Source organism: Pseudoalteromonas sp. 3J6, assembly GCF_903995135.1.
GTDB lineage: Bacteria > Pseudomonadota > Gammaproteobacteria > Enterobacterales > Alteromonadaceae > Pseudoalteromonas.
Genome location: NZ_LR877185.1, coordinates 1,617,374 through 1,641,904, shown reverse-complemented (window position 1 = coordinate 1,641,904; position 24,531 = coordinate 1,617,374). Strand labels below are relative to the sequence as shown.

The window sequence follows — 24,531 nt, the reverse complement described above, 5'->3', positions numbered from 1 at the left end:
CGGGGGATCTAATATTTAACTTTTCACTGACACTCGGCTTTGTGTGATGGTTTTGGTTTCTCATTTTCTGCTCAATGTCTTCTCCATGTTCAAATAGCTTTTAATGAATTATGCACAAGAGGGCGAAGAGACGCTGCACTTTTAGAGTAAGAAAAACTAAAGCTGTTTGGTTGTTCTGGTTACTCATTTTCTGCTCATTCATTTCTCTTTGTTAAATAAGAACTTTAAGTGATTTATTCACAAAGAGAGCGAAGCGACGATACGGTTTTAGCGGACGTAAAAAAGCAATCTATTGTTCTGTAGCAGCGATTTCATATCGCGTCAGGCTTAGCACATTAAGCATAGAAACGCGGGGTAAACCTTCAGCCACTAATTTGGTGTTCAATTTACTCATTTACTCCTCATTCACTTCTCTTTGTGTAATAAGATCCTTAAGTGATTGATTTACCATGAGGGTGCAGAGACGCTGCGCTTTTGTAGGGGTATGGTGTTTTTAAAATTAAACTTTTTTATAATGGTAACTACGCAAGTTTAATTTATTAAATGCCAACCAACATTATTTTACCTTGTGCCATGCCCTCAAGCTGGCAGCTAAAATCAATGCGCTTTTCAGCAGGTGTTTTATACAGCAAAGTGAGCTTACGAAAAGGTGTGGTAATCACTTTGACCGTTTTGATTTGTAAACTAACGCGTGTTCGTTTGTCTAAAAAGGCAAAAGCCGTTTCCGTTAATGCTTTTTTACATGCGCTTAATGCTGTATTTGTTACAACGCCAGATAATATTGAGTTACTAATATCTTCAGCCGACAAGCTACTATAACCACTTGCCATTACACAGGCGGCATAAATATCAAGTATGGCAATAGCGCGTACTTTTTGACTTTTAGGATCCTCATAAACAGCCATTACACAGGGTACTTTAGATTCATCGAATACCTGCGGTTGAATTGTGTTTACGATTAAAGACTGACTTATATGTTTATGAAACAACCGTTCTAATTGCGACAGCTTTGGTAACGCTAAATCATCATTTAATTCAATTTCATCAGGAATGACTTCGTTATTTTCTACAAGTTGCACCAGAGGTAATAATTTATCGTGAAGTTGTTCATCAGTAAAAGGTTTTGATAGAACAAAAGATGCGCCAAAGCTAATGGCTTCTTCAATTTGAGACTTTTCATCAACTGTGGTTAGCATTGCTACTATTATATTAAGTTGTCTTTGCTTTATTGCACGTAATAGCGTCACTCCACACATATCAGGCATATGCCAGTCTGTAAGCACAATATCGGGGTGCCAACTACCAATCAGCGTTAACGCTGATTTAGCATTGTTGGCTTTTTCTATTAATAACTTCCGATAGCCAAACTTTTCCAACCCTCGGCGTACTATTTCAAGTGTTGCATGGCTATCATCCACGATAAGTATTTTCACACAGGTAACTTTTTTTTAAATGTTGTTGTTATTATGGCAGATTTTTTTGACAGCGCTAAACTCTAGTAAATAAACACTTAATTTAAGATAACTAAATAATGCCATATGCCGTATTTCCGCCAGAGGTTTATCATTATATTGCTATAAATTTTGGGCTACTTATTTTAGCCGCGTGGTTTTATATTCTTTTACTGATACTCAGGGAGTTTCGGGCATTTGCACTTAGTATGGTCAAAACTAGTGGAAACATGGATGATGCGACGTTAGCTATGTGCAGAGAGTCTGTTGAAAATGCCATGAGCTATGTTAACGATAATCGAAAAACTATCGCTGAGTTAATCAGTGTACAAATGCTATTACAACAGCAATTAACTGAGGTTACTTCATCAACCAAAGATCATGTTACCGAAAAAGAACAACAGCTAATCGATGATCTCAATAAAAAATTAAAACGTTCGCATAAGTTAATCCGCAAACTTAAAGGGGATTTGGATAAAAGTGTTGAAAAATTAAAAGTTACCCGTCAAAAACTCTATGCACAATATGATGCAGTGACTGTGCTTCAAGAAGAAAAAGACCAGTTACAAGCAGATTACGAAGCGCTTAAAACCGCAAGCGAAAATAGTGATAAAACATCAAACGCAGATGCATCCTCAACGCCCGATCAAACAAAGTTACTTAACACTTTAAACGAATATAAAAGGCAAATTGCAGAGCAAGACCAACTATTACAGCAATTGCAGTTACAAACTGACGGGCCAGAAAGTAGTGAAGAGCTTGACACATTAAAGCAAGAGCTAGAAAAAACCCAGTACGCACTTAAGCACCTTACAAAAGAAAAAAAATTCATTGAAGGACGCTATTTAGAAATGATGAAAAATAGCCAAAAACCAAGCTAACTAACGACTTTTTTTTAGCCTGAGCGAGTAAACGTTATTACAGTGTTTTCTGCTCATTCACTTCTCTTTGTGAAATAAGGTATTTAGTGATTTATGAACGAAGAGAGCACAGAGACGCTGCGCTTTTAGTGAACGTAAAAAAGCCATATATTGCTCTGTAGCAGCGATTTCATATCGCGCCAGAGTTAAGCCTAAATAAGTATTTACCACCGAGGACACAGAGTTCACAGAGAAATACTTAAAAGATATCAATCCACCTCTGTGTAGCGCAAAGCGCCTCGAGATTATCTGTGGTGAAAAAATTGTTTTTATCAGTAAATGTCTTTAGTAGCAGCGATTTAATATCGCGTATTTATGGGCATTAGCATTTTACTCGCGCCTCGGAGCCCGAAGCCTCCCATTCACTTCTCTTTGTTAAATAAGGTCTTTTAGTGATTTATGTACAAAGAGGGCGAGGAGACGCTGCGCTTTTAGAGGAAGATATAAAACAAGGTTGTTTGGTGGTTTTGGTTTCTCATTTACTCCTCATTCACTTCTCTTTGTTTAATAAGGTCTTTTAGTGATTTATGCACGAAGAGGGCTAAGAGGCGCTGCGCTTTTAGAAGAACAACACTGTGCTTTTCACACATGCTTTAGCTAATATTGATGTTTTGCATAATTGATTGATTGGTTGTTTTTTGTTAATTAAAGGCTTAGATGTAAATGATTAAATAAACCTTATTCGAGGTTTTGTCGCACTGGCGACGGCAGCCAAAGAGGGGCTGCCGCTGGTCCCTCTCTGGACACTCTCAGCGCACCCGAGCATCACGCTTTATCCTTCAAATAAACTATTGCTTGAACGTAAGCGGCGTATATTCACCATCCTTGGTGAAGTTACGCCTTGTATTTCATCCATGAAATACATTACTCAGCAATACCTTATTTTCAGGGCGTGATGGCGGGGAAATGTTAAACGTAACATGGGTAGTCACTTTTTACTTAGGTCGATTACAGTGAAGCTCAGTAAACAAAGGCAGCCTCAATTATGATTAGTGTTTTGTATTAACGATTGGCAGCAAAATATCATGAGCAGACGGTCAGGAGTTATAATGTCTGAAGTCAAGATTTGACCCCTTTGGCTCCGACCCCTTTGGCTCCGAAGTCAAGATTTGACCCCTTTGGCTCCAAATGCACTAGCTCAGTATGAGTTGGTAGTCGTTATGGTTATATTACCTATGGTCTGATCATTCATAAGGGTAAAGACTGCCATTTTGATAAATGTTTGCCAGCCAGTTATTTACAATAGTGTTGGCTTCACTGAGTTCAGTCTGTGAAAGCTGAGGGTATTGCCGTTGCTCAAACCATGCATAACGATTATATAGTTCACCGTTTTCCGTTATTTCCATCATTAGGCGATTTAATGCGTACGACTTTGCTAAGCTATTACCGCTGATTTGTTGCGAATGATACAAAGCCGACAATTTCATTAACGCCTTTTCACTGCCATGCTTGGCTGCTTGCTCTAAAAAAGCGATTTTTTGTAGTTTGAATGCATCGCGTTTTTTAATGTACTCCTCTCTGTTTTGTGTTTTAAAACCTTGTGATTGCATATAAAACTCTGCTGTTATATCAGCAAATGTTTGTTGCGCTGCAACAGATCCGTTTTGCGCTGCATCATAAAAATATAAATAAAACTCACGACGTTGATCCTGATTAATTCCACTACAGTAATCAAATTTTTCTAACGTAGCATCAATTGCTTCACCTGCATAGGTATAATCAGCTATGGCTTCTAGCTTTGCTTGTAAGGCAAAATCATCAATAGGGGCAGTAAAGCAATATCTTAAATTGGCTGCAACAATATACTTTGCGTCAATATCGCCTTTGTCAGCCTTATTTTTTAAGTGCGCTAAATGTGTTTTTAGTTGCCCTTGTTGTTTCCAGCGTGGAATGGCCATTACAGCAAGTTGGTTATTTTGATCTTGTATGCCTTTTTCTATAGGGGCGATAGTGTTTTTATCGGATAAATCATCGAGTGTTTCTTGTTTTAAACTAAGGGGGGGAGTTGCTTTTAATGTATTTGGTTCCTTTACCACTGAGTTGAGAGGTGAAGAGTGCGATAATCGGCCACTGCTATAACTTAGTGCAATCAAAAGTAATATTAAGGCTAAGCATAGGTAAAGCAAAACACCTAGAGTTTTATTATTTATTTTCAAAGGCTTGGTACCATTTATTTACGTTAAGTTAAAACAGATTAAATTGAGACAATTCTAAGTTAGCATGTTAGTTATTAAATAACTTCATCTTCATTAGCTGGATCACCACTTTCATCTTCGCTTTTAATTTGTTTTTGCTTCATTCTTTCAATTTTTTTTATTTCTTGAGGAGGAATAGGGTAGATTGATATTAATGGAAAAAAAGCTAAAAAGACCAATGCCCCCTTTGGCATTTTTTTGCTCCAAGTAACTAACTTAAACATTCCCTGAAAAACGACTAAGGCGAGTAACATTCCACCTAAATAATAAAATACTTCAATATCAATAGCGTTGAGTAAATCCATTTATCACTCCATCTTGTTATAGTAACTCAATGGGGAGAGTGCTGATGATATTCAAGAGTTAAATGAGTTTTGGTACTCATTTACTACTAATTGCCTTCTCTATGTTCAAATGATTTTAAGGACATTGTCAGAGTTTAGGTGTTTGTCATATCCCTGGTTAACATTTGATAAATACTTATTATATAAGTTAAAACGATAACGCATGAGATAGCTAAGATACTACTGTTAGGAAATAAATACCAAGCGGCTACAATTAAAATACTTCTTAACACAGCATGAATTAAGCCAACAGGGTGTTTAACGATCCAAGAATATACTACCCAATGAAGTCCTAAGCCAACGCCTAAACTCAAAGGAACAAATTCAGGTGCATTTAAAAGTAATGGAATATGGACAGCCCAAAGAAGATTAACCATCACTATGCATAAACCCATTAGTTTTGCTAAAGGGTTGGATGAGGAAACTAAGTTCTCTTTTCTAAATTTAGCAATTAATAAAGCTATAGGAAAAATCCCGCCTGTTGCAAAGAGTAAAATATATATAGAAACATTTGCGCTAAATAGTGTACTTAGAAATCCAACTAAACCCCAAATTATGGTTCCAGCAACCGGCATTGAAATAGATCTGTTTGAAGATTGTTCAAATTCTTTTCTGTATTCATCTAATGTCAAAATACTCTCTCCTTGCTTGAGTAATGCTCAGACTTATTGAAGCACATAACTTCCAATATGAGCGTATACACGTGTGAAAAAACAGCGAAGCTGCGCACGTGCTTGTGACTCAGCGATCGTTGTTATACCGCGATTTTTGCACGATTAACGGTGGTGATAAAATCTTCTGGCGAATTTACACCTAAATATATTTTTGTTTTTCCATTTATAGGAGAACAGAGTTTGATAGCAACATTAGGAACACCAAAGTAGTTAAATCGTTTTACGTTGCGCGAACGTTTCACAAACGAATTATTTAGACTTATTTCAGATACGTTCTTTAATGGTATGGTTAAAGGCGCATAAAGTCCGTAACGAATGATTAAGTTTATCCCATGGATTGAAATGGGGCGTTTACCAACGGCTTTGTATTCGGCTAAGAAAAATATAAGTCCGAACAACGTAAGTCCTGTTGTGATATTTGCGGCGATGCTTGACCATAAAAAATGAAGGAGTAAGTGGACAAGTGGAATTTCGATAATAATAAGGAGTATAAAGCCAAATAGGTTACTCTGAGCACCATCTTTTTTATCGTAGAAAAAATGCTGATCGCCACGATATGCGCTACTTTTTATTTGCGATGCAAAAAGTGCAAAGCTCCAGACGCGCCCTTCAATTGACAGAATTGAGCTGAACAGCGATGAGCCGAAAATTTTCTCGATAGGATTAGCTACGGCTAAATCTGGATCTTCTTTGTTCACAAGTGAAGCTTGGACAGCTAAACATACAGTAACTAATGCTGTGACTTCCAAAACAAGAATGATGGCTAAGACAAAATAACGGCCACTTTCGAGAAAATGAAAAATAACTTTATTTTGTTCGGGAATGATAAGGCTTCCTATGAACACAGAAGTACAACATAAAATAGCCGTTTTCAAAGAGCTTTTTGTTTATCGGATTCGCAAAGAAAGCACAAAATTGGAAGTACCAAGAGTGTGTCGAGCATAAATAGCCACTCATATTTAGCATTTCCATATTCGTTAAGCGCATTTGACGATGCGTAATAATACCACCACCAAATAGATATAATAGTTAAAAACGCCAGTGGAATTTTGCTTTTTATGTTCGGTTTCATGACACCCTTTAAGCGGTTAAAGAAAGCTGGCTATACTTGAGCGAAGCGAACAGCCAGCTTTTTGTGTCCGCCCTGAAAACCCTTGTTATGTGTTGGACTCTTCGCTAGTACTCATTAGAACCAAGCGGAACTCACCAAAGTTTTTACCAAGAATAAGCTTTAATGGAATGATTGAAATTCCTAGGCCTATTAAGAAGCCAATAGGTTGAACAATTAACTTAATCGTATCAGTAGAGGCACCAAGCATACCTAGAATAAAACCTAAAACGCCACCGACAATAGCGCCAATAACAACAGCTCCAATAATTGCTATGATGTTGCGCCAAATATATGACCACCAAATTCGAGCGGCTCGTTTCCATGTTATTTCTAATTCCATTTAATACTCCTTAGTTTGATTGAGATTGACACATAACGCCCCATTAATGGAGAAATATCAGTTGGTCAAAATATGCGACACAGGAACAAAAATCAACTGTTATTTGTCCCTGTTTAATGACTTATTAGGGGTAATTACCACCTTAAGTAACCATGCTAAAAATATTGCCATAAAAATAGCAAAGTAGTCGATTAAATACCCTTGACCATTTGAGAAATCACTAAAGGGAAAGGAAATTGTTATAGGAGCAATATGTGGAATTAAGCTATCACTTCCAACACTCCGAATACTCTGAAAAAGAAATAAGGTCATAGAAACTAATATTCCAGTACGGCTTCTTATAAAAGTACCATATGCACCATAAGCTGGTATTAATACATAAAGTACAGAACAAATGATCAACCTTTCAATATTCTCAAAGTCTGAAAATATAGTCACTCCCAAACCTATCAATGTAAATAAGGCCAGAATTAAACTAGCAACTTTGAATTTCACTTTACTCCTAAGGCCTTACTAATGGGCGCAAAAATGCTTGGCTAAACTCTGTAGCTTAGCGTAACCGAGCAAACGGTTAGCAGTCCCATGCTTAATACGCTTGTTATACTTCACGGTACTCGGACTGAATTAAACCAAAGCATTTAAGGTCGTGAAACTGGTTTTTCCAGTAACCACTTTGGCGTCTTACACCTTCCTCTTTGAAACCAACCTTTAGAAGTAGTGATTCAGATGCTAAGTTCCCCGGAACAGTATCTCCTTGTATTCGGTTAAGTTTACCGCAAGATAGCTCACCTAAAAATGCAGCTTTAACTATTCGATGGACTGCTTCAGTGGTCAAACCCATGCCCCAATACTGAGGCAATAAATCATACCCAAGTACGGCATTTTTCATTTTTGGACTCCAAGTATTAAAGCCACAAGTTCCGATAAATTTATCTGTTTCTTTTAGGCGAATAGCCCAACGAATACCAGAGTTTTCATTAAAGCGAGAGTTAAAGAGCTCTATTAAGTTGCTCGCTTGTGATAATTCAGTGAAAGCTTCCAGATCATAGTATTCGACAACTGAATTGTCAGAGAATAACTCAAATAAGCTATTTGAGTCTTCTTTGGATAATTTATCTAACCTTAAGCGATTTGTCTCTAAAACTGGAAATGACAACCTGAATCCTCCTTAAAATATCGCTTTGTTATATTTACAATTTCACTGCCTGCAACATATTTTTATGCGATGAAATCACATGTAAATGCACTCAACTGTTTGCCAAAAGATGCTCTATGACTGAAGTTTCAATCCGAGAAAAAATCTGTTGGCCATGTTCAGAGCTTAACTCTAATTCAACCCAGCCATCAGTCCCCATAAACTCAACCTTTTTGTAGTTCAGTTTGTTGGTGCTGCTGATCTGTTCGAGTTCGCCTGACAAGCGGAAAATTCCTATCTCTGTATTAATTCTGCTGATTTGAAAATTCATAATCACCTGTAAACATAAAACACCCTAATAACGGGCAAAAAATAGTTGGTTAAAATTAGCGACGAAGGAGCAAAACCAACTGTATTTTGTCCTTGTTATGTGAATTTTACTCGTGGTATTTGCGAATAATAGCAACTTTACCGTTTTCCATTTCGAGCACTTCCATCATAGTTTGTGTATAAGCCAGAGGCTGCTTACTTTCAGGGTGAATACCTTTAGCGCTGTTCTTATACCTGATTGCAATAGCTGAGTTATTAAAAATGAATACATCAAGTAACTCGGCATTATATTCAGTATGAGCACCTAAATAAAATAGCATTCCTTTTCGCATTGCTTCCTTTCCATCAGGTAACCTTGAGTCATCTGTTACCCATGGTAAATGAGAATGACCGACATCATCAGTAAGTAAGGAAAAGTAGTTTTCTAGATCATCTTTCGTAGCATTTGGTGCTTGAGTTGCGACCATAGCTTTAAAGTAGGTTTGAGCAAATTTATCTAGGTCAATTTCGCTTGCTGAAACAGATAAAACAAAAGTAAATGATAATATTAAAAGTAATCCTTTCATTGAAACTCCGTAGTAGATTATTCACATAACACCCTAATAAGGGGCAATTACTTGTTGGCGAAAATGGCGTAGCCGCCAACGAGTAATTGTCCCAGTGACCGCAGGGAACGAGCTTGATTTGCTTGTTAGGTAGCATGCCATTCAATCTTCAAAGCGTTCTCTATTTTTGATTGTTGCTTGTCCATGCACGCATTGATGTCACCAAAACAGATAAACCTATTATTGTCAGTGAGTTTAAATAATAAATCGTCGGCGTTTGCGTACTGAGCAGCAGGGATTGTTTGACCTACTTGTTCATCTGTTAGTTTTGCACACCGCATTATTTCTGCTGCATCCTCTCGAGAAATAAGCTGTGGATCACTTGGTGTTCCATATGACCAACCGGAATAACCATTGTGAATGAAGTATGATTTCACTTTGCTACCTAACGCCCGCCTAACACGCAATGTGTTGGCGTGGCTTTTTGCGTTGTTTGCCAAAACCATGACAACTAAACATTGTCGGAGTTAAGGCGCTTGTTACATGGTTAAGGCTAATGAACTGCTTGGTTCTCTTCCTCAGTTTAATCACATGAAGGACCGAATTTGCTCACAATATCTTTATATTTATCTTGTGCCCTTAGTTCTTTGAATAAAGGCCACTCAGATAAGCTTTCAAAATTTAACTTATCTGTTTTTAATACATCAGGAATTAAATCAAAAGCCTCATCGAATTCATCTAACAAGGTATGCTGTGCAAGAATAAATAAAGAATCTTTTGCTGAGAAGTCTGTATTCTTAACATCCTTTTGGATAGAAGAAAACTCACCTTTCCATTTAATCGATTGCCAATAGTTAATTTGAGCTACAATTTGGTCTATTTCTTTTTGTCCTTTATCACCCCATAAAAAGTATGACAGGGATTTACCTATGTCATAACGTTCATTACAAATGTGATCGTGACCCATTTCAATAAGCACTTTGAATCTATCTCTATTTTTAGGCTCACATTTCTTCCACAACTCTGCAGAGATTAAGAGAAATGATTTTTCAAAAGAGGTTAAAATAGCTTCAATATACTCATTGTCGCACGTTAACTTATTACCAATTTCAGGAGCATCACTATCTTTAAAATGGCAGTTTTTAATATATATAGAGTTAACAACCCCACCATTATGAACGTACAGGTTTCTTCTTTGACAAGCTTCAATTAATATTTCTTCAGACTCTTTCAAGTACCCCATAGATAAGCCCATTTGTTCTTTTAAAAATGTGACCCAATCTTTAAAGCTTCCTCTTAAAACAGACTCGACCTTGGTATCGATTAAATACTTCTTAGCATCCTCGATAGAGCCAATTTCATATAAGTCATTTAAACTTAACTGTTTATCTTTTAATCCGATTGCATTGGGATTTTTTTCGTAATATCGGTGAATAAGCTGAGCTAAAAACCACTCTACATAACTTATAATGGTTACAAGTGAACTTTGATGAAGGCTCGCTTTTCTTTTTTGAGTTTTAGCAAGCCTTTTCATTGCACCTGCAAATTTTTTACTCCCTTCATGATCTAGTTTAATTTTGGTTGACTTCTCTTCTTCATTATCAATAAAGTCTATTTTAGAACCAAAGCCATCAACTAGCTTTGATATTTTTTTCTCATCAAAATCTTCAGGATGCTTTTGCTTCATGAGTAACATGAGAGGGGCAAAATCGGTAGGACTTTCCCCTATTAACGCAGAATTTTTTTCATTTAGGTGTGCATCAACCAATTCTATAAAATCTCTTAAACTTTCTAAATTATCAGAAAACTCTACAACTTCCTTTTTGAACATATTGACTCCTTATGATATGGGTAACCATGTAACAATTTAATAGTGCGCTCATCGCGCATATCACTGCCAATGTCACGCTCACTTTTCTATTTTATATAGTTTTAACAAATTACCTAACATATTACTATGACTAAGTTTTTATTGTGTTTAATAAATACTTAGAGGAATAATATGCGCGCTTGGCTCATTTTATTGAATATATGAGCGACGGTAGTTTTAACATTTAGCTAGATACAGCGTTAAATCAATTTCCTTCAATATTCTTTAGTATATTTCATGTGCACTTTGTAACCATTAAATGCTACGTTAGATGTAACTATATTGAAGGAATAAATTATGAAACTTGAGTCTTTAGCGTTGCACCATGGTTATGAATCTGAAGCCACCACTAAGTCGGCGGCGGTGCCGATTTATAACACCTCTTCGTACACCTTTGATAATACCCAGCACGGTGCTGATTTATTTGATTTAAAAGTGCCGGGTAATATTTATACCCGCATAATGAATCCGACCAATGCGGTACTTGAGCAGCGTATTGCCGCGATGGAAGGTGGCATTGGTGCGTTGGCTGTGGCCTCGGGTATGGCGGCGATTACTTATGCAATTCAATGTTTATGTGAAGTGGGCACTAATATTGTAAGCACCAGCCAAGTGTATGGCGGCACTTATAATTTATTTGCCCACAGCTTGCCGCGCCAAGGTATAGAAGCGCGAATGATTAAAGCCGATGATTTTGACGGTTTTGAAAATGCTATTGATGAAAATACCCGTGCGGTATTTTGTGAGTCGATTGGTAACCCTGCAGGGAATATAGTTGATATTGCTCGCCTTGCGAAAATTGCCCACAGCAAAGGGGTGCCTTTAATTGTAGATAACACTGTGGCTACGCCGTATTTATGTCGGCCATTTGAGTTAGGTGCCGATATTGTAGTGCACTCACTCACTAAATACATTAACGGCCATGGAACCGCGATTGGCGGTATGATTGTTGATTCGGGCAAGTTTGACTGGAAAGCCAATGCGACTCGTTTTGCGATGATGAATGAGCCTGATCCGTCGTACCATAATGTAGTGTATACCGATGCGTTTGCTGAGGCGGCGTTTATTGGTCGTTGCCGCGTTGTACCACTTAGAAATACCGGTGCGGCGCTTGCGCCTAAAAACGCATCTGATATTTTAATTGGCCTTGAAACGTTGGGGCTAAGAATGGATCGCCACTGCGAAAACGCGCAAAAAATTGCTGAATATTTAGAGAGCCATCCTAAGGTGCTTTGGGTTAATTATGCGGGATTAAAATCAAGCCCGTATAACGAAATGAGCCAAAAAATTACCAATGGTAAAGCGTCAGGTATTTTAAGTTTTGGTATTGCCGGTGGCCTTGAAGCCGGTACGCGGTTTATTGATGCTCTAAACATGATTTTACGTTTGGTAAATATTGGCGATGCTAAATCGCTTGCTTGCCACCCAGCATCTACCACTCACCGCCAATTAAATGATGAAGAGCTGGCCAATGCTGGCGTTAGCCGCGATTTAATTCGTTTATCGGTGGGTATTGAAAACATTGACGATATTATTGCCGATGTAAGCCAAGCGCTCGATAAGGCCTAAATCGTACAGTAAATACCTCAAACTTTTTTGAGGTATTTATTTTTGCAATTAAAAAGGAGTGCCGATACATGAAATTTTTAATTTTTCTCGGTTCGGTTAGAAAAAGTACCCCACCTAAACCTGTGCGTTTAGGGGAAAGGGTAGCGAAAGCATGTGAGCGATATTTGCTTGAGCATTACTCTGAGCATGAAATAGAGCTAATTGATCCGCTCGATTATGATTTAGACCCTGTGTTTAAACCGCACTTTGTTTATTCGCAGGCTGAGGTACCTAAACAGCTTGATGACTTAGCGGCAAAAATTAAAGCCAGCGATGGCTTTGTTATGGTAAGCCCTGAATATAATCATTCGATGAGTCCGGCACTCGCTAATTTGCTAAACCACTTTGGTAGTTCTTTATTTGGCTATAAACCCAGCGCGATTGTGACCTATTCTGCAGGGCAATGGGGCGGTGTACGCGCTGCTGTTGGCATGCGCAGTTTTTTAAGTGAACTGGGTTGTTTACCGGTATCAGCTATGATCCATGTACCAAAAGCGCAAGATGTGTTTATCGAAAGTGGTGAAGCAAACAATAGGGCAGAGCAAACATCGTGGAATAGCTATTTTTCGCGCACCTTTAATCAATTAATGTGGTGGGCTGAGGGCGCAAGCAAACAACGTGAAGCGTTAGATCCTAAGCAATTAAGCAAAGATTTTAAACGTGACCCATCACAGCGTAATGCGCCTTAACGGTTAAAAATTTAAGCTAGTCTTTTTTAACGTCTTCACGAGGGGAGGCCAATATTGTTTCTTTTTGTTCGTCAGTTAAAATAATCCAGTCGAATATTTCGTCGCTAGTGCGCCCGCACCCAGTGCAGTAGCCATTCATTCTATAACATTCACCGATACAGTCTGTTTTTAAATGAGTGGATTGTTTACTGGGTGTTTGGCGCATACATTCTCTCGTTATTATTTAGTGGCGACGGGCTTTCCTACTTCTAAAGAGGTCGACCAAGTTTTAATTTTTGATAACGTTTTGCTGGTATAAACAGAAATAACCGGCGACTTATCATCAAGTACAAAGGTGGTACGCAGCGACGTTTCTGACTCTTTTTGTGTTTCTAACCAGTTGTTTGTTTTAGTTAAACATTGGCGAGTGAGTTCAATTGCTTGTTGATGCATAGCTACCGCTTGCTGTTGATCTTTGTAGCTTTCTTGGCATTGATAGGTCACAGTTTGATTGTTAAAGCTAGTCACTTGGCAGTTATCGCCAAAAACGTTGTACTTTGCAGTCCACACATCTAAATATGAGTTTTGTACTTTAGTGTCTTTTAACGCATCAAAGCGATTATCGAATTCGGTTATTAAGCCATCCATTTTTTCACAGGGCGTTAAGCTGTCTAATTTGGCTTTTTGTTCACTGGTTAAACTGCTACAGCCAGATAAAATAAGGCCCGTGAGTATAAGCGATATATAAGTTTTCATAGTGCGCTATCCTTTTGTAATTGCTACCAAGGATACCTAAGGTAGAGAATAAATGCTATTGAGAGTCTGAATTAAAAAAGAAAAATTATGGCTTTTTATAACGATGTGCGCCAAATAATGGCGCACACAGTAATCGTTATATTTACTTATGACGACCTTGTAGGCAAGCAGCTACACCAGTGAGCTCTAACCCTTGTCGTTGTAATAGTACAACAAGGTGATACAACAAATCGGCCGATTCGTTGTAAGTTCATTGTTATCGTGTTTCATTGCTGCAAGTGCCACTTCTACATCTTCTTTACCTACTTTTTGACAGCTACGGCTTAAGTCTTCTGCGAACAGTGACGCAGTGTAGCTTTTAGCGCTTCGCTGTTCATAAAGCCTTGCATTAAAATTACGCCAGAGCGGACATCTTGAACAATGGCAGGGATCATCTCGCTTTTAGCGAAAGCAACTTGAGTTTGGTTTTCTAAGGTTACTTGCATAGTCTTGCTGCCACTTGGTTAGCGATTAAAAATTGTTTTAGTTCACCGATGTTTATCACGTTTTTGTGAAAAACACTGGCTGCGAGCGTACCATCTACTTGGCTTTGTTGAAATACATCAACAAAATCTTGCATGCTGCCTGCACCGCCTGAGGCGATTAAAGAAATATCACACAGCTGGCGTATTTTGCTGAGTTGCTCGTTGTCGTAACCGTTGCGAACACCATCTTGGTTCATACAACTTAAAACGATTTCGCCTGCACCTAAGTCTTGTAGGCGTTTAACCCATTCTTCGGTTTTATAACGGGTGCGGCTTGACGCATTAGGATCGCCAGTAAGCTGATAAACTAGATATTCACCGGTTGTTTCGTCAAAAAAGCTGTCAATGCCAACAACTACACACTGTTTGCCAAACTCATCATGTAATTCTTTTATTAGCTCTGGACGCGCAATTGCAGGGCTATTAATACTGATTTTGTCAGCGCCACGTTCAAGCACACGAGCTGCATCGGCCACCGATTTAATACCACCGGCTACACAAAATGGAATATCGATATGGCGGGCAATGTTTTCCACCAAATTGACATCGAGTAGGCGTTTTTCAACACTTGCACTGATCTCGTAAAACACCAGTTCATCAGCACCGACTTCGCTGTAAGCTTTAGCTAGGGTAAGTACACCGCCAACCACTTCGTGGCCTTTAAATTTAATACCTTTAACGACTTAGTCGTCTTTTACATCTAAACAAGGAATTATGCGTTTTGATAACATGAGAATGTCTAGTTTTTAAAATTTTGATTTGAAATAAAGCTGTTTTTACATTTATCGTTTGTATGACTAAATAGAAGACGCATAGACTGCACTTGATATGTTATTTATTTGATAAATTTGAATAGTTAATTTAATGAATGAATCTTAATGCATTACTATGCAATGAATTCTTAGCCTCACCATATAATAGAACTCCGGCTATGTTAATCGCTAAAGCTAGAATTTAAAGTGATAATTAATGCCTTAAAAAAGTATCCGCTTCAATGCTTATTTAAATTTATAAAATACTAAAATTAAAATGTTTATTTTGAAAAAGAATAACCGTATCTGAGGGAGTTTTTAGTAGCTATAAGGTTTGAAAGGTATGTTGTATATGCAGTATTTTTTAAAAGTTAATTGTGATAATTATATGAATTATTTTGCTCAAAGCTTATAAAATGGCCATGACTTATTACTAAGCATGGCCATATTTTTGTTGGCGTTTAATTAGTTGCCTGTTCGTCTTGTTTAACATTCATAAAAATGGCGTATAGAACAGGTATTACGATTAATGTAAGCAAGGTAGCAAACAGTAACCCGAATACTAAAACCACAGACATTGATTGGAAAAATGCATCAAAATACAGTGGAATAACCCCTAATACCGTGGTTAGTGTGCCCATCATTACCGGTCTTACCCGACTATTTGCCGAGTCGATAATGGCATTATATGCAGGTTTACCTTGGCGAATTTCCATGTCCATTTGATCTACTAATACAATGGCATTTTTAATTAACAAACCTGAGAGCGACAGTAATCCTAATATACCCATAAACTCTAGTGGTATTTGTGTGGTTACCAGCCCAAACACAACACCAATTAAGGCTAATGGCACAACAAGCCAAATAATAATTGGTTGTTTTAAAGCATTAAATAACACAATAACAATCAGCACCATGGCTAAAAAGCCCATTGGAATAGTTGAGGCCAACATTTCGTTAGACTCTTTCGATTGTCCGTATTCGCCATCCCATTCAAGTCGATACCCTTGAGGAAGGTCAATGGCTTCTATTTTAGGCCTTACCCGATTAAATAACTCTGAGGCTAGTTCACCCGGCAGAGGATCCGCTTGAGCTTTTATAGTCCATTCGCGGTCTTCACGTTTTAAAATGCCATCGCGCCAGACGGTTTTAAACCCATTGGTTACTTGCGCTAGGGGCAGTGTTTCACCAGTGATATTGCTTTGTACCTGAATGTTGCCAATATCGTTTATGTCGACACGTTCCGATTGTGGTGCTCTAACAATAATAGGAATGAGCTCTTCACCTTCACGATACTGTCCAACCACTTGACCAGAAAAGTTCTGCTGTAAGGCTTCAGCAACCGCTTTACGCGTTACACCAGCGCGCTGCGCATTAATGGCTGAGTACTGTGGTTCAATAACACTAATGCGTTGTCGCCATGTATCTTTAATAGACAAGGCGCCGCCATCATCAATTAATACTCCTTTTGCCTGTGCTGCTAGCTCTCTTAATACATCTGGGTCTGGCCCTTTAAATGTGGCTTCTATTTTAGAGCCCCCACCTGGGCCCATTACAAAGCGCCATGCTTTGCCTTGAGCATCGACAAAGTTATCGTCAATGTAATTTTGTACGGTAGGTAAAAGTTTATCTAGCTTTTTGTAGTCATCGACTTTAGCTAAAATTTGCCCGTAAGAGCTGTTTGGTGACTCACTACCATAAATAAGCATGTAGCGAAGCCCGCCGCCGCCAATAAGCGTTTGTATACCTTCAACGCCATTTTGTTGCTTTACAAATTTCTCTAACTTGAGCATATCTCTTTTGGTTTTTTCAATATCGGTACCTTGCGGTAGCCAAAAATCAACCACCATTTGTGGTGTGGTAGAAGCTGGAAAAAATCCTGATTTTACAAATTGAAATCCCCACATAGACACACTAAAGGTGGCAACTACAACGGCAATACTGAGCCAGCGATGATGCAGTGCTGACACCACTACCGATTGATAAAGTGCCATAAGTTTATTTGGCTTCGCTGAGCCTGAGGTGTCGTTATCTTGCTCTTTAAACAAGCAATAACAAAATAAGGGGGTTAGGGTAATGGCAAATAACCAGCTGTATAATAGAGAAATTAAAATAACCCAGAATAAATGACCGGTAAATTCAGCGGTATCACCTGGGGCAAGACCAATAGGCGCAAAAGCAACAATGCCTACCAAGGTACCACCCAGTAGTGGCCACTTAGTTTGCTTGACGACTTCGCTAGCAATTTCTAACTTTTTACGGCCCTTTTGTGTACCAACTAAAATCCCTTCGGTCACAACTATAGCGTTATCAACCATCATGCCTAGCGCGATAATCAGCGCACCAAGAGAAATTCGATGCATGGGTATGCCGCTCCAATCCATGGTAGCAAGGGTCGCAAAAATGGTTAGCAGTAATACGGCGCCAATAATAATTCCTGAGCGCAAACCCATAAATAGCAGCAGGGTAACCATTACGATCACCAGTGCGACTAAAACATTCACTACAAAGTTGTCGACTGAATCTTGTACTACTTTACCTTGGTGGTAAAACTCATGCACTGTGATACCCAGCGGTCTGAGGTTTTCAGTTTGTTTTACTTTGTCATCAACGCGGTCAAATACTTTAACCACATTAGCACCCAAGACACTGGCGACCCCAAGTGAAATTGCAGGTTTAGAGTTATAACGGACTAACTTGGTTGCTGGGCTTTGAAAGCCACGGTATACATTGGCAATATCTTTAAGATAAATTGTTTTACCTTCACCGCTGGCACTAACCAATAGATTTTTAATGGTATCAACGGAGTTAATTTCTCCGGTAGGGTCGATAAAAATACGTTGATCGCCAATTTGAGTGTTACCAGCGCTCAATACAGCGTTTTGCTCATCTAAAATGCCGTAAATATTATTAATAGAAACGCCTAAAGAGGCTAACTCTTCACGGGCTATTTCTACAAATATGCCTTCTTGCTGCACGCCTGTCATAGCAACTTTGGCTACGCCCTCTACTTGTAAAATGTCACTTTGCAAATCTTTAGCGTAGGCATGTAACTCGTCGGGTGAGTATCCTTCGGAGGTTATTAAATAGCTTAAGCCATACACATCACCAAAATCATCATAAACTTGTGGCGTGCCAGTACCAGGCGGTAATGTTGGACGTGTGTCATTTATTTTGTTTCTGAGCTTAGTCCAAATAACTTGCAACTCAGATTTAGTCGGGGAAAACTCTGATTTAATCTCTACTTTAATTTCAGATAAGCCCGTAGATGAGGTAGATGATATAGTATCAACTTCTTGCAGTTCTTGAATAGCACGCTCTAGCGGCTCAGTGACCTCTTTTGCAACTTCTAGTGGGCTTGCACCTGAGTAGGAGACAAACACCTGCGCGGTTCGAATTATAAATTCGGGGTCTTCAAAGCGAGGCATGTTTTTATAGGATGAAAAACCAAATCCCAGGGTTAAAATAATGAGTATGGTACTAATTAACTTATTATTGATTGTCCATTTTGCTAAATCCATTACCGCGCTCCTATGCTTTAGTCCAAGGACGTACTTTCATACCCTCAGTTACATAGTTTGCACCAGCACCAACAATTACATCGCCAGCACTTAAACCGTCAGTGACGATGAGTTGTTCACCTATGCCATTTTCAATAGTAACGGGGGTTTTAAAAGCTTGCATAGTTTGAGCGTCAACCGTCCATACAAAGTGTTCACCATTTTGTTCAAAAATAGCAAAAGTTGGCACTAGTAAGCGAGTTGTATTTGAGCTGCTTTCACGGGTGATTTTTAGACTGGCATTCATGCCAGGCAATATATTAAGATTATTTGGTACAGCAAAAGCAAATCGTACTTCATAAGTTTGACTCGCTGAGTCGGCTTCTAAATTGGCTCGTCTAAATGTTGCAGGAATGGGAGCAGTTGATACATCTTGTAAAATTACTGAGGCTACATTGTTCTGCTTAGAATCTACTGTGGCCACAATAGACGCGGGAATATTTACCACCGCTTCCATTTCACCTTTACCAAATAAAGTAACAACGTGTTGCCCAGCACTTATGTTTTCAAGCTGCTTTACCGGTACTTCTGCAACAATGGCATCGTAAGGCGCTATAATTTTACTGTCAGATAATGCTTTTTGCGCTGAGTCATATTGCGATTCGGCTACTTCTTTTTTAGATTTTAGTTGCTCTATATCACGTTGTGAAATAACCCCATCTTTAACGAGCTTCAAACCACGTTGGTAATCATTATCGGCTGTTTCAAACTGAATTTTGCTCGACTTGACCTCATTAATAAAGTTTCGTTGTTCTAATACAGCAATTACATCGCCTTTGTTTACGTTTTGTGCAGCAATAACGTTAAGCGCTTCTAACTTTCCGCTAACCTGAAAAGCAAGCTTTGAGCTATTTATAGTGTCGATAGTGGCGGGGTAGGTGAGCGTTTTTGATTGCGACACATCACCTATGGTTATTAGTTTAACCGCACGCGGTTCGTTTTGTTTTTGTGTGCTGACATCACTTTCTGAGCAACCGGCTAATAAAAGTAGAAACGTGATACTAATCAAATTAAATTGAGTAAAACAACGTGTTTTGATCATATGGTTTACCTTAAATAAAAAGTGCGTTGTTAATTTTTGGCATTTTTTAATCAGTAAAAATTATAAAATAGCCAATTGTGTTTATTTTCGAATTTACCTGAAATGTAAGTTATTAATCTATAACTACTTTAAAAGAAGCAGTAAGGTAGTAGGTAATAAATAACATTCTAATTTCAATAATTTATTATTGCTGTACGGTTTTGTTTTAATTTGTATGATTTTGTAGAAAGCACCAAAAGTGCAACTTAATACTTGCTTTATGTTGGGCTAAGTATAATTAACAATCAGCATTTTAAAAGCAGACGCCTAAAATATTAGCTATATAGTATTAAAGCTACATACTGTACTTTTTACAAATTAAATTGAAATATTAATTGCTTAGGAGCGGTCTTGTAAGAGTGATGTAGGTATTGCTTGATAAAAACGCTTCAACTCAAAGCATCACTCAGTAATGGTTAGCCATTATTTTCGCGTGTAATTTAACTATGAAAAATTCCAACATAGTCATCAAAAAATAATCATACGAGGTCAAATCCTACCATGAGCAAAAAAATCATCTTAATAGCAATTATTAGCTTATTTGCCCTGACTATTTTGTATTTTACTGGTGCATTTAATCGTGACGCAGTGACTGCAAAGCATTTTGTTAATTTACAGCAAGGTGATAAAACCCATAAGGGATTTCGCCGAGCACACGCAAAAGGTATTTGTTTAGCAGGCTCTTTTGAGTCAACGGGTGAGCTTGCTAAGTATTCGCAAGCGAAGGTATTTGATTTAGGGGCCACTCCTTTTGTAGGTCGCTTTTCTATTGCGGGTAATAATCCAACTGCACCTGATTTAAAAGCTCCTGTGCGTAGTTTAGCGTTTTCTATAACTACTGATGATAACCAAGAATGGCGGGTGGCAATGAATACGCCTCCGGTTATGGCGGTAGCTACGCCAGAAGCGTTTTTTAAACAACTACAAGCACTTTCACCCGATCCGGTGACTAAAAAGCGCAGCCCAGAAAAAATTAAAGCGTTTTTTGCAGCGCACCCTGAAAGTGCTGCTTTTAATAACTGGAAAGCAAGCTACACGCCAACCAGTAGCTTTGCCACTGAGCAATACCACAGTATCAATGCGTTTTATTTGGTGGATGAGAATGATGAAGAGCATGCCGTACGCTGGATTGCTAAACCACAATTAAGTGATGAAAATATCCAACCACTTAATAATAATTCACCAGATGCGTTGCAACTACAACTTAAAGACCAAGTAGCTCAGTCTCCGGTTAAGTTCGATATGCTGTTTAGCTTTGCAACCGAAGAAGATGATGAAAACAACCCAACTGTTTTATGGCCACAATCGCGCAAAACCATTAACGCTGGTACGTTAGTAATATCACGCTTGCAAGCACAACAGGGTGGGGTATGTGAAAACATGAACTTTGATCCGCTGGTATTACCAACAGGTATTGAGCCAAGTGCCGATCCTATTTTACGTGCCCGTGGCGCTGCGTATGCAGAGTCATTTCGTCGTCGTGCTAAAGAAGTACTTTTAAATAATTAATCACAGGAACGAGTCAATGAACACAATTACTAAATACTCAGCGTCGAGTATGCTTATTCACTGGGCGATGGCATTAATTATACTTTCTATGTTATTTCTTGGTTTATCGATGGTACAAAGTTTAGCCGTATGGCAATTAGAAGCTATACAACTACATAAATCGTTTGGCGTGTTAGCACTGATATTAGTGGCGATAAGATTAATTAATAAAGTACTGCATAAAAGCCCTGCATTACCCCAAAGTGTGCCTAAAGCACAAGCTTTAGCGGCACATTTAACCCAAGTGGGCTTATATGCGTCTATGATTTTAATGCCAATTTCAGGCTGGTTAATGCAAAGTGCTGATGAACGTTCTGTGAGCTTTTTTGGTATATTTACTTTGCCTAATTTAGTTAGTAAAAATATTGAGACCTATGCATTTTTTCGTGAAGCACATGGCTTAATTGCTTATGCATTTTTACTGTTTATTTTTATGCATGTAAGCGCTGCACTTTATCATGGTTTAATAAAGCAAGATGGCGTATTGGGTTCTATGTTACCGGGTAAGCATAAATAATTTAGTCAAAGTTAATTAGGGACTGTTGACCTTTTGAGATTAAATTTGCAGCAGTCTGTTTGGTATTTAGGCAAGGAAGAGCCTAAGTAGTGTGAATATTCCACATATATAGGCGATAACGCAGCATCAATGCCAAACAGGCGCTGCCCGAAGGGTTCTGCCTAGAGGCGATTTACTCTTTGTTGCCTACATGGATGTAGGTAAGGGGCGTGAGCAGGACGCGGAAGCTTTGCTCGGTTTTGACTTATTCTTACATGGATGTAAGCCAGTAGAATAACACAGGAGCAGTTATCGAGCCCACTAGGTTGCAAACCTCGCGCCGGGATTAAACCGCCCCTAGTTTGAACAAATATTAATCCGCAAAGGTCAGCAGACCCTAGTTAAAGGATACCTATGGGAGAGAATAAATGCTATTGAGAGGCTGAATTAAAAAGAAAAATTATGGCTTTTTATAACGATGTGCGCCACATAATGGCGCACACAGTAATCGTTGTATTTACTTATGACGACCTTGTAGGCAAGCAACTACATCAGTGAGCTCTAACCCTTGGCGTTGTAGTAGTACAACGAGGTGATACAACAAATCGGCCGATTCGTTGGTAAGTTCATTGTTGTCGTGTTTCATTGCCGCAAGCGCCACTTCTACACCTTCTTCACCTACTTTTTGACAGCTACGGCTTAAGTCTTCTGCGAACAGTGACGCAGTATAGCTTTTAGCTGGATCATCACTTTTACGAGCAACAATGACATCTTCTAATTGTGCTAAAAAGCTTAAGCTTGGTTTAACATCATCGCCAAAGCAGCTTTGTGTGCCTAAGTGGCACGTTGGGCCCTCTGGGTTAGCCATTACTAAAATTGAGTCGTAGTCACAATCGGTATGAACCGATACCACATTTAAGTAGTTTTCTGATGATTCGCCTTTAGTCCATAAACGCGATTTAGAACGCGAATAAAAGGTCACTTTATTGCTCTCAAGCGTAACTTTTAACGCTTCGCTGTTCATAAAGCCTTGCATTAAAATAACGCCAGAGCGGGCATCTTGAACAATAGCAGGGATCATTTCGCTTTTAGCAAAATCAACTTGGGTTTGGTTTTTTTGTGTTAATTGCATAATCTTGCTGCCACTTGGTTATCGGTTAAATATTGTTTTAATTCGCCAATGTTAATCACATTTTTGTGAAAAACGCTTGCTGCCAATGCGCCATCGACTTCGCTTTGTTGAAATACATCAACAAAATCTTGCATACTGCCTGCACCGCCTGAGGCGATTAAAGGAATATCACACAGCTGGCGTATTTTGCTGAGTTGCTCGTTGTCGTAACCGTTGCGAACACCATCTTGGTTCATACAATTTAAAACGATTTCGCCTGCACCTAAGTCTTGTACGCGTTTAACCCATTCCTCGGTTTTGTAACGGGTGCGGCTTGATGCATTAGGATCGCCGGTTAATTGATACACTAAGTATTCGCCGGTTACTTCATCGTAAAAACTGTCAATACCTACAACAACACATTGCTTACCAAATTCATCGTGTAGCTCTTTTATGAGTTCAGGGCGTGCAATAGCAGGGCTGTTGATACTTATTTTATCGGCACCACGCTCTAAAACCCGTGCTGCATCGGCTACCGATTTAATACCGCCAGCCACACAAAATGGAATATCAATGTGGCGGGCAATGTTTTCAACCCAGTTAACATCAAGTAGGCGTTTTTCAACACTTGCGCTGATTTCGTAAAAAACCAGTTCATCGGCACCAGCATCGCTGTATGCTTTTGCCATTGTTAAAATATCGCCCACTATTTCATGGCCTTTAAATTTAACGCCTTTTACTACTTGGCCGTCCTTTACATCTAAACACGGGATTATGCGTTTTGATAACATGCTAACGCCTCCTCAACACTAAATGCGCCATCAAGTAGTGACTTACCTAAAATTACGCCGCCCACACCAAGTTCATTGAGCTTTTTAATATCATCTAACGAGCTTACCCCACCTGAGGCTTGCACTTTAATATTAGCATTATGATTAATTAAATCTTCATAAAGCGCAAAAGAAGGGCCTGACATGGTGCCATCTTTGCTGATGTCCGTGCATAAAAAGTCAATAACGCCCAAGCTTACATAAAAATCTACAAGCTCAAGTAAACCAAACTCAGATTCACTTAGCCAACCGTGAGTAGCAGGTGCCCATCCTGTGGCTGTTTTATTTACATCAAGGGCAATTACAAAGTGCTCGGCGCCAAATTGTTCAATCCAGGCTTTTACTTGCTCACGCTTTTCAACTGCCATTGAGCCAATAACCACTTGGTTTGCACCTGCTTTTAGCCAATCGCTCACGTCTTGCTCTGAACGAATACCGCCACCTACTTGGTAAGGTACGTTAAGCGATTTTGTTGCTGCTTGAATATGTTGCCACTGTTTTTTACTTGGATCGCGTGCGCCTTCTAAATCTACAAGGTGCAATTTACCTGCGCCGCTGTCGGCGTATTCTTTTAACCGTGCGCCAAGCTCAAAAGGATAAAACTGGGCGGTGTCGTATTTACCTTGGTATAAACGAACAATTTGATTTTGTAATACGTCTAATGCTGGAATAATCACAAATA

Annotated in this window: 25 protein-coding genes and 1 pseudogene; 5 read left to right on the top strand and 21 right to left on the bottom strand. The window is 38.8% G+C overall.

The window, feature by feature from the left end; genetic code table 11:
• Positions 1 to 539: 539 nt before the first annotated feature.
• Positions 540 to 1,433, bottom strand: coding sequence for a response regulator (locus P3J6_RS07590; RefSeq protein ID WP_075170202.1), 894 nt, complete (start codon positions 1,431 to 1,433; stop codon positions 540 to 542).
• A gap of 98 nt (positions 1,434 to 1,531) precedes the next feature.
• Between P3J6_RS07590 and P3J6_RS07585 the strand changes: the two genes are divergently transcribed.
• The gene (locus tag P3J6_RS07585) at positions 1,532 to 2,332 is read left to right on the top strand and encodes a chromosome partitioning protein ParA (RefSeq protein WP_198522622.1); all 801 of its coding nucleotides are present in this window, start codon (positions 1,532 to 1,534) and stop codon (positions 2,330 to 2,332) included.
• A 1,223-nt stretch (positions 2,333 to 3,555) separates the two neighbouring features.
• Here P3J6_RS07585 and P3J6_RS07580 read toward each other — a convergent pair.
• The 11 genes from P3J6_RS07580 to P3J6_RS07530 form a co-directional block, all read right to left on the bottom strand.
• The gene (locus P3J6_RS07580; protein WP_138608004.1) at positions 3,556 to 4,527 is read right to left on the bottom strand and encodes a hypothetical protein; all 972 of its coding nucleotides are present in this window, start codon (positions 4,525 to 4,527) and stop codon (positions 3,556 to 3,558) included.
• Between the two features lie 74 nt (positions 4,528 to 4,601).
• Positions 4,602 to 4,871 carry a hypothetical protein gene (locus tag P3J6_RS07575; RefSeq protein WP_075170199.1) on the bottom strand — a complete coding sequence of 90 codons (270 nt, stop codon included), beginning with the start codon at positions 4,869 to 4,871 and terminating at the stop codon, positions 4,602 to 4,604.
• Positions 4,872 to 5,005: 134 nt separating this feature from the next.
• Positions 5,006 to 5,542, bottom strand: a complete 537-nt coding sequence (locus tag P3J6_RS07570) for a DUF7010 family protein (protein ID WP_138608006.1) — start codon at positions 5,540 to 5,542, stop codon at positions 5,006 to 5,008.
• A gap of 122 nt (positions 5,543 to 5,664) precedes the next feature.
• Complete coding sequence (locus P3J6_RS07565; RefSeq protein ID WP_198522621.1) at positions 5,665 to 6,459, bottom strand: hypothetical protein; 795 nt, start codon at positions 6,457 to 6,459, stop codon at positions 5,665 to 5,667.
• 282 nt (positions 6,460 to 6,741) lie between these two features.
• Positions 6,742 to 7,035 (bottom strand): hypothetical protein, encoded by a 294-nt coding sequence (locus tag P3J6_RS07560; RefSeq protein ID WP_178957145.1) that lies wholly within the window; start codon positions 7,033 to 7,035, stop codon positions 6,742 to 6,744.
• Positions 7,036 to 7,134: 99 nt separating this feature from the next.
• The gene (locus P3J6_RS07555) at positions 7,135 to 7,530 is read right to left on the bottom strand and encodes a hypothetical protein (RefSeq protein ID WP_198522620.1); all 396 of its coding nucleotides are present in this window, start codon (positions 7,528 to 7,530) and stop codon (positions 7,135 to 7,137) included.
• Positions 7,531 to 7,633: 103 nt separating this feature from the next.
• Positions 7,634 to 8,191 (bottom strand): GNAT family N-acetyltransferase, encoded by a 558-nt coding sequence (locus P3J6_RS07550; RefSeq protein WP_138608042.1) that lies wholly within the window; start codon positions 8,189 to 8,191, stop codon positions 7,634 to 7,636.
• 91 nt (positions 8,192 to 8,282) lie between these two features.
• Positions 8,283 to 8,453: a hypothetical protein gene (locus P3J6_RS07545; protein WP_198522619.1), complete on the bottom strand. Its 171-nt coding sequence runs from the start codon at positions 8,451 to 8,453 to the stop codon at positions 8,283 to 8,285.
• Positions 8,454 to 8,607: 154 nt separating this feature from the next.
• Positions 8,608 to 9,066 carry a hypothetical protein gene (locus P3J6_RS07540; RefSeq protein ID WP_074495183.1) on the bottom strand — a complete coding sequence of 153 codons (459 nt, stop codon included), beginning with the start codon at positions 9,064 to 9,066 and terminating at the stop codon, positions 8,608 to 8,610.
• A gap of 125 nt (positions 9,067 to 9,191) precedes the next feature.
• Complete coding sequence (locus P3J6_RS07535) at positions 9,192 to 9,482, bottom strand: hypothetical protein (RefSeq protein WP_198522618.1); 291 nt, start codon at positions 9,480 to 9,482, stop codon at positions 9,192 to 9,194.
• A gap of 146 nt (positions 9,483 to 9,628) precedes the next feature.
• The gene (locus P3J6_RS07530) at positions 9,629 to 10,876 is read right to left on the bottom strand and encodes a hypothetical protein (protein ID WP_198522617.1); all 1,248 of its coding nucleotides are present in this window, start codon (positions 10,874 to 10,876) and stop codon (positions 9,629 to 9,631) included.
• Positions 10,877 to 11,212: 336 nt separating this feature from the next.
• Between P3J6_RS07530 and P3J6_RS07525 the strand changes: the two genes are divergently transcribed.
• Together P3J6_RS07525 and P3J6_RS07520 are read left to right on the top strand one after the other, a co-directional pair.
• A complete protein-coding gene (locus P3J6_RS07525) occupies positions 11,213 to 12,484 on the top strand; it encodes an O-acetylhomoserine aminocarboxypropyltransferase/cysteine synthase family protein (RefSeq protein WP_008112587.1) in 1,272 nt (423 codons plus the stop codon).
• Between the two features lie 68 nt (positions 12,485 to 12,552).
• On the top strand, positions 12,553 to 13,212 hold the full coding sequence (locus tag P3J6_RS07520; protein WP_198522616.1) for an NADPH-dependent FMN reductase: 660 nt from the start codon (positions 12,553 to 12,555) through the stop codon (positions 13,210 to 13,212).
• Positions 13,213 to 13,228: 16 nt separating this feature from the next.
• Here the strand turns inward: P3J6_RS07520 and P3J6_RS07515 are convergent, their stop codons facing one another.
• The 6 genes and pseudogenes from P3J6_RS07515 to P3J6_RS07490 form a co-directional block, all read right to left on the bottom strand.
• The gene (locus P3J6_RS07515; RefSeq protein ID WP_198522615.1) at positions 13,229 to 13,417 is read right to left on the bottom strand and encodes a DUF1289 domain-containing protein; all 189 of its coding nucleotides are present in this window, start codon (positions 13,415 to 13,417) and stop codon (positions 13,229 to 13,231) included.
• A gap of 14 nt (positions 13,418 to 13,431) precedes the next feature.
• Positions 13,432 to 13,947, bottom strand: a complete 516-nt coding sequence (locus P3J6_RS07510) for a hypothetical protein (protein WP_178957140.1) — start codon at positions 13,945 to 13,947, stop codon at positions 13,432 to 13,434.
• Between the two features lie 142 nt (positions 13,948 to 14,089).
• A pseudogene (hisE, locus tag P3J6_RS07505) lies at positions 14,090 to 14,432 on the bottom strand (phosphoribosyl-ATP diphosphatase).
• On the bottom strand, positions 14,423 to 15,142 hold the full coding sequence (gene hisF / locus P3J6_RS07500; RefSeq protein WP_232735528.1) for an imidazole glycerol phosphate synthase subunit HisF: 720 nt from the start codon (positions 15,140 to 15,142) through the stop codon (positions 14,423 to 14,425). Before hisF (P3J6_RS07500) ends, hisE begins: the two are co-directional and overlap by 10 nt.
• Before the next feature lie 542 nt (positions 15,143 to 15,684).
• A complete protein-coding gene (locus P3J6_RS07495) occupies positions 15,685 to 18,744 on the bottom strand; it encodes an efflux RND transporter permease subunit (protein ID WP_198522614.1) in 3,060 nt (1,019 codons plus the stop codon).
• Positions 18,745 to 18,754: 10 nt separating this feature from the next.
• A complete protein-coding gene (locus tag P3J6_RS07490; RefSeq protein WP_198522613.1) occupies positions 18,755 to 19,825 on the bottom strand; it encodes an efflux RND transporter periplasmic adaptor subunit in 1,071 nt (356 codons plus the stop codon).
• 540 nt (positions 19,826 to 20,365) lie between these two features.
• Here P3J6_RS07490 and P3J6_RS07485 point away from each other — a divergent pair.
• Positions 20,366 to 21,373, top strand: a complete 1,008-nt coding sequence (locus P3J6_RS07485; protein ID WP_198522612.1) for a catalase family peroxidase — start codon at positions 20,366 to 20,368, stop codon at positions 21,371 to 21,373.
• Positions 21,374 to 21,389: 16 nt separating this feature from the next.
• Positions 21,390 to 21,929, top strand: a complete 540-nt coding sequence (locus tag P3J6_RS07480) for a cytochrome b (RefSeq protein ID WP_138570580.1) — start codon at positions 21,390 to 21,392, stop codon at positions 21,927 to 21,929.
• A gap of 496 nt (positions 21,930 to 22,425) precedes the next feature.
• On the opposite strand, the gene hisIE is transcribed toward P3J6_RS07480, so the two are convergent.
• The 3 genes from hisIE to P3J6_RS07465 are packed head-to-tail and all read right to left on the bottom strand — an operon-like array spanning position 22,426 to position 24,526.
• Positions 22,426 to 23,040 (bottom strand): bifunctional phosphoribosyl-AMP cyclohydrolase/phosphoribosyl-ATP diphosphatase HisIE, encoded by a 615-nt coding sequence (hisIE, locus tag P3J6_RS07475; RefSeq protein ID WP_198522611.1) that lies wholly within the window; start codon positions 23,038 to 23,040, stop codon positions 22,426 to 22,428.
• Positions 23,031 to 23,810 carry an imidazole glycerol phosphate synthase subunit HisF gene (gene hisF, locus P3J6_RS07470; protein WP_010388869.1) on the bottom strand — a complete coding sequence of 260 codons (780 nt, stop codon included), beginning with the start codon at positions 23,808 to 23,810 and terminating at the stop codon, positions 23,031 to 23,033. Before hisF (P3J6_RS07470) ends, hisIE begins: the two co-directional genes overlap by 10 nt.
• Positions 23,792 to 24,526, bottom strand: coding sequence for a 1-(5-phosphoribosyl)-5-[(5-phosphoribosylamino)methylideneamino] imidazole-4-carboxamide isomerase (locus P3J6_RS07465; protein ID WP_198522610.1), 735 nt, complete (start codon positions 24,524 to 24,526; stop codon positions 23,792 to 23,794). Before P3J6_RS07465 ends, hisF (P3J6_RS07470) begins: the two co-directional genes overlap by 19 nt.
• Positions 24,527 to 24,531 lie beyond the last annotated feature (5 nt).

What these genes read in the sequence shown, in the direction of transcription:
- hisF (WP_010388869.1), bottom strand. Translation starts at nt 23,810, where the DNA reads ATGTTATCAAAACGCATAATCCCGTGTTTAGATGTAAAGGACGGCCAA.
- P3J6_RS07490 (WP_198522613.1), bottom strand. Translation starts at nt 19,825, where the DNA reads ATGATCAAAACACGTTGTTTTACTCAATTTAATTTGATTAGTATCACG.
- P3J6_RS07510 (WP_178957140.1), bottom strand. Translation starts at nt 13,947, where the DNA reads ATGAAAACTTATATATCGCTTATACTCACGGGCCTTATTTTATCTGGC.
- P3J6_RS07525 (WP_008112587.1), top strand. Translation starts at nt 11,213, where the DNA reads ATGAAACTTGAGTCTTTAGCGTTGCACCATGGTTATGAATCTGAAGCC.
- P3J6_RS07515 (WP_198522615.1), bottom strand. Translation starts at nt 13,417, where the DNA reads ATGCGCCAAACACCCAGTAAACAATCCACTCATTTAAAAACAGACTGT.
- P3J6_RS07495 (WP_198522614.1), bottom strand. Translation starts at nt 18,744, where the DNA reads ATGGATTTAGCAAAATGGACAATCAATAATAAGTTAATTAGTACCATA.
- P3J6_RS07530 (WP_198522617.1), bottom strand. Translation starts at nt 10,876, where the DNA reads ATGTTCAAAAAGGAAGTTGTAGAGTTTTCTGATAATTTAGAAAGTTTA.
- P3J6_RS07485 (WP_198522612.1), top strand. Translation starts at nt 20,366, where the DNA reads ATGAGCAAAAAAATCATCTTAATAGCAATTATTAGCTTATTTGCCCTG.
- P3J6_RS07480 (WP_138570580.1), top strand. Translation starts at nt 21,390, where the DNA reads ATGAACACAATTACTAAATACTCAGCGTCGAGTATGCTTATTCACTGG.
- P3J6_RS07575 (WP_075170199.1), bottom strand. Translation starts at nt 4,871, where the DNA reads ATGGATTTACTCAACGCTATTGATATTGAAGTATTTTATTATTTAGGT.
- P3J6_RS07540 (WP_074495183.1), bottom strand. Translation starts at nt 9,066, where the DNA reads ATGAAAGGATTACTTTTAATATTATCATTTACTTTTGTTTTATCTGTT.
- hisIE (WP_198522611.1), bottom strand. Translation starts at nt 23,040, where the DNA reads ATGCAATTAACACAAAAAAACCAAACCCAAGTTGATTTTGCTAAAAGC.
- P3J6_RS07520 (WP_198522616.1), top strand. Translation starts at nt 12,553, where the DNA reads ATGAAATTTTTAATTTTTCTCGGTTCGGTTAGAAAAAGTACCCCACCT.
- P3J6_RS07585 (WP_198522622.1), top strand. Translation starts at nt 1,532, where the DNA reads ATGCCATATGCCGTATTTCCGCCAGAGGTTTATCATTATATTGCTATA.
- P3J6_RS07560 (WP_178957145.1), bottom strand. Translation starts at nt 7,035, where the DNA reads ATGGAATTAGAAATAACATGGAAACGAGCCGCTCGAATTTGGTGGTCA.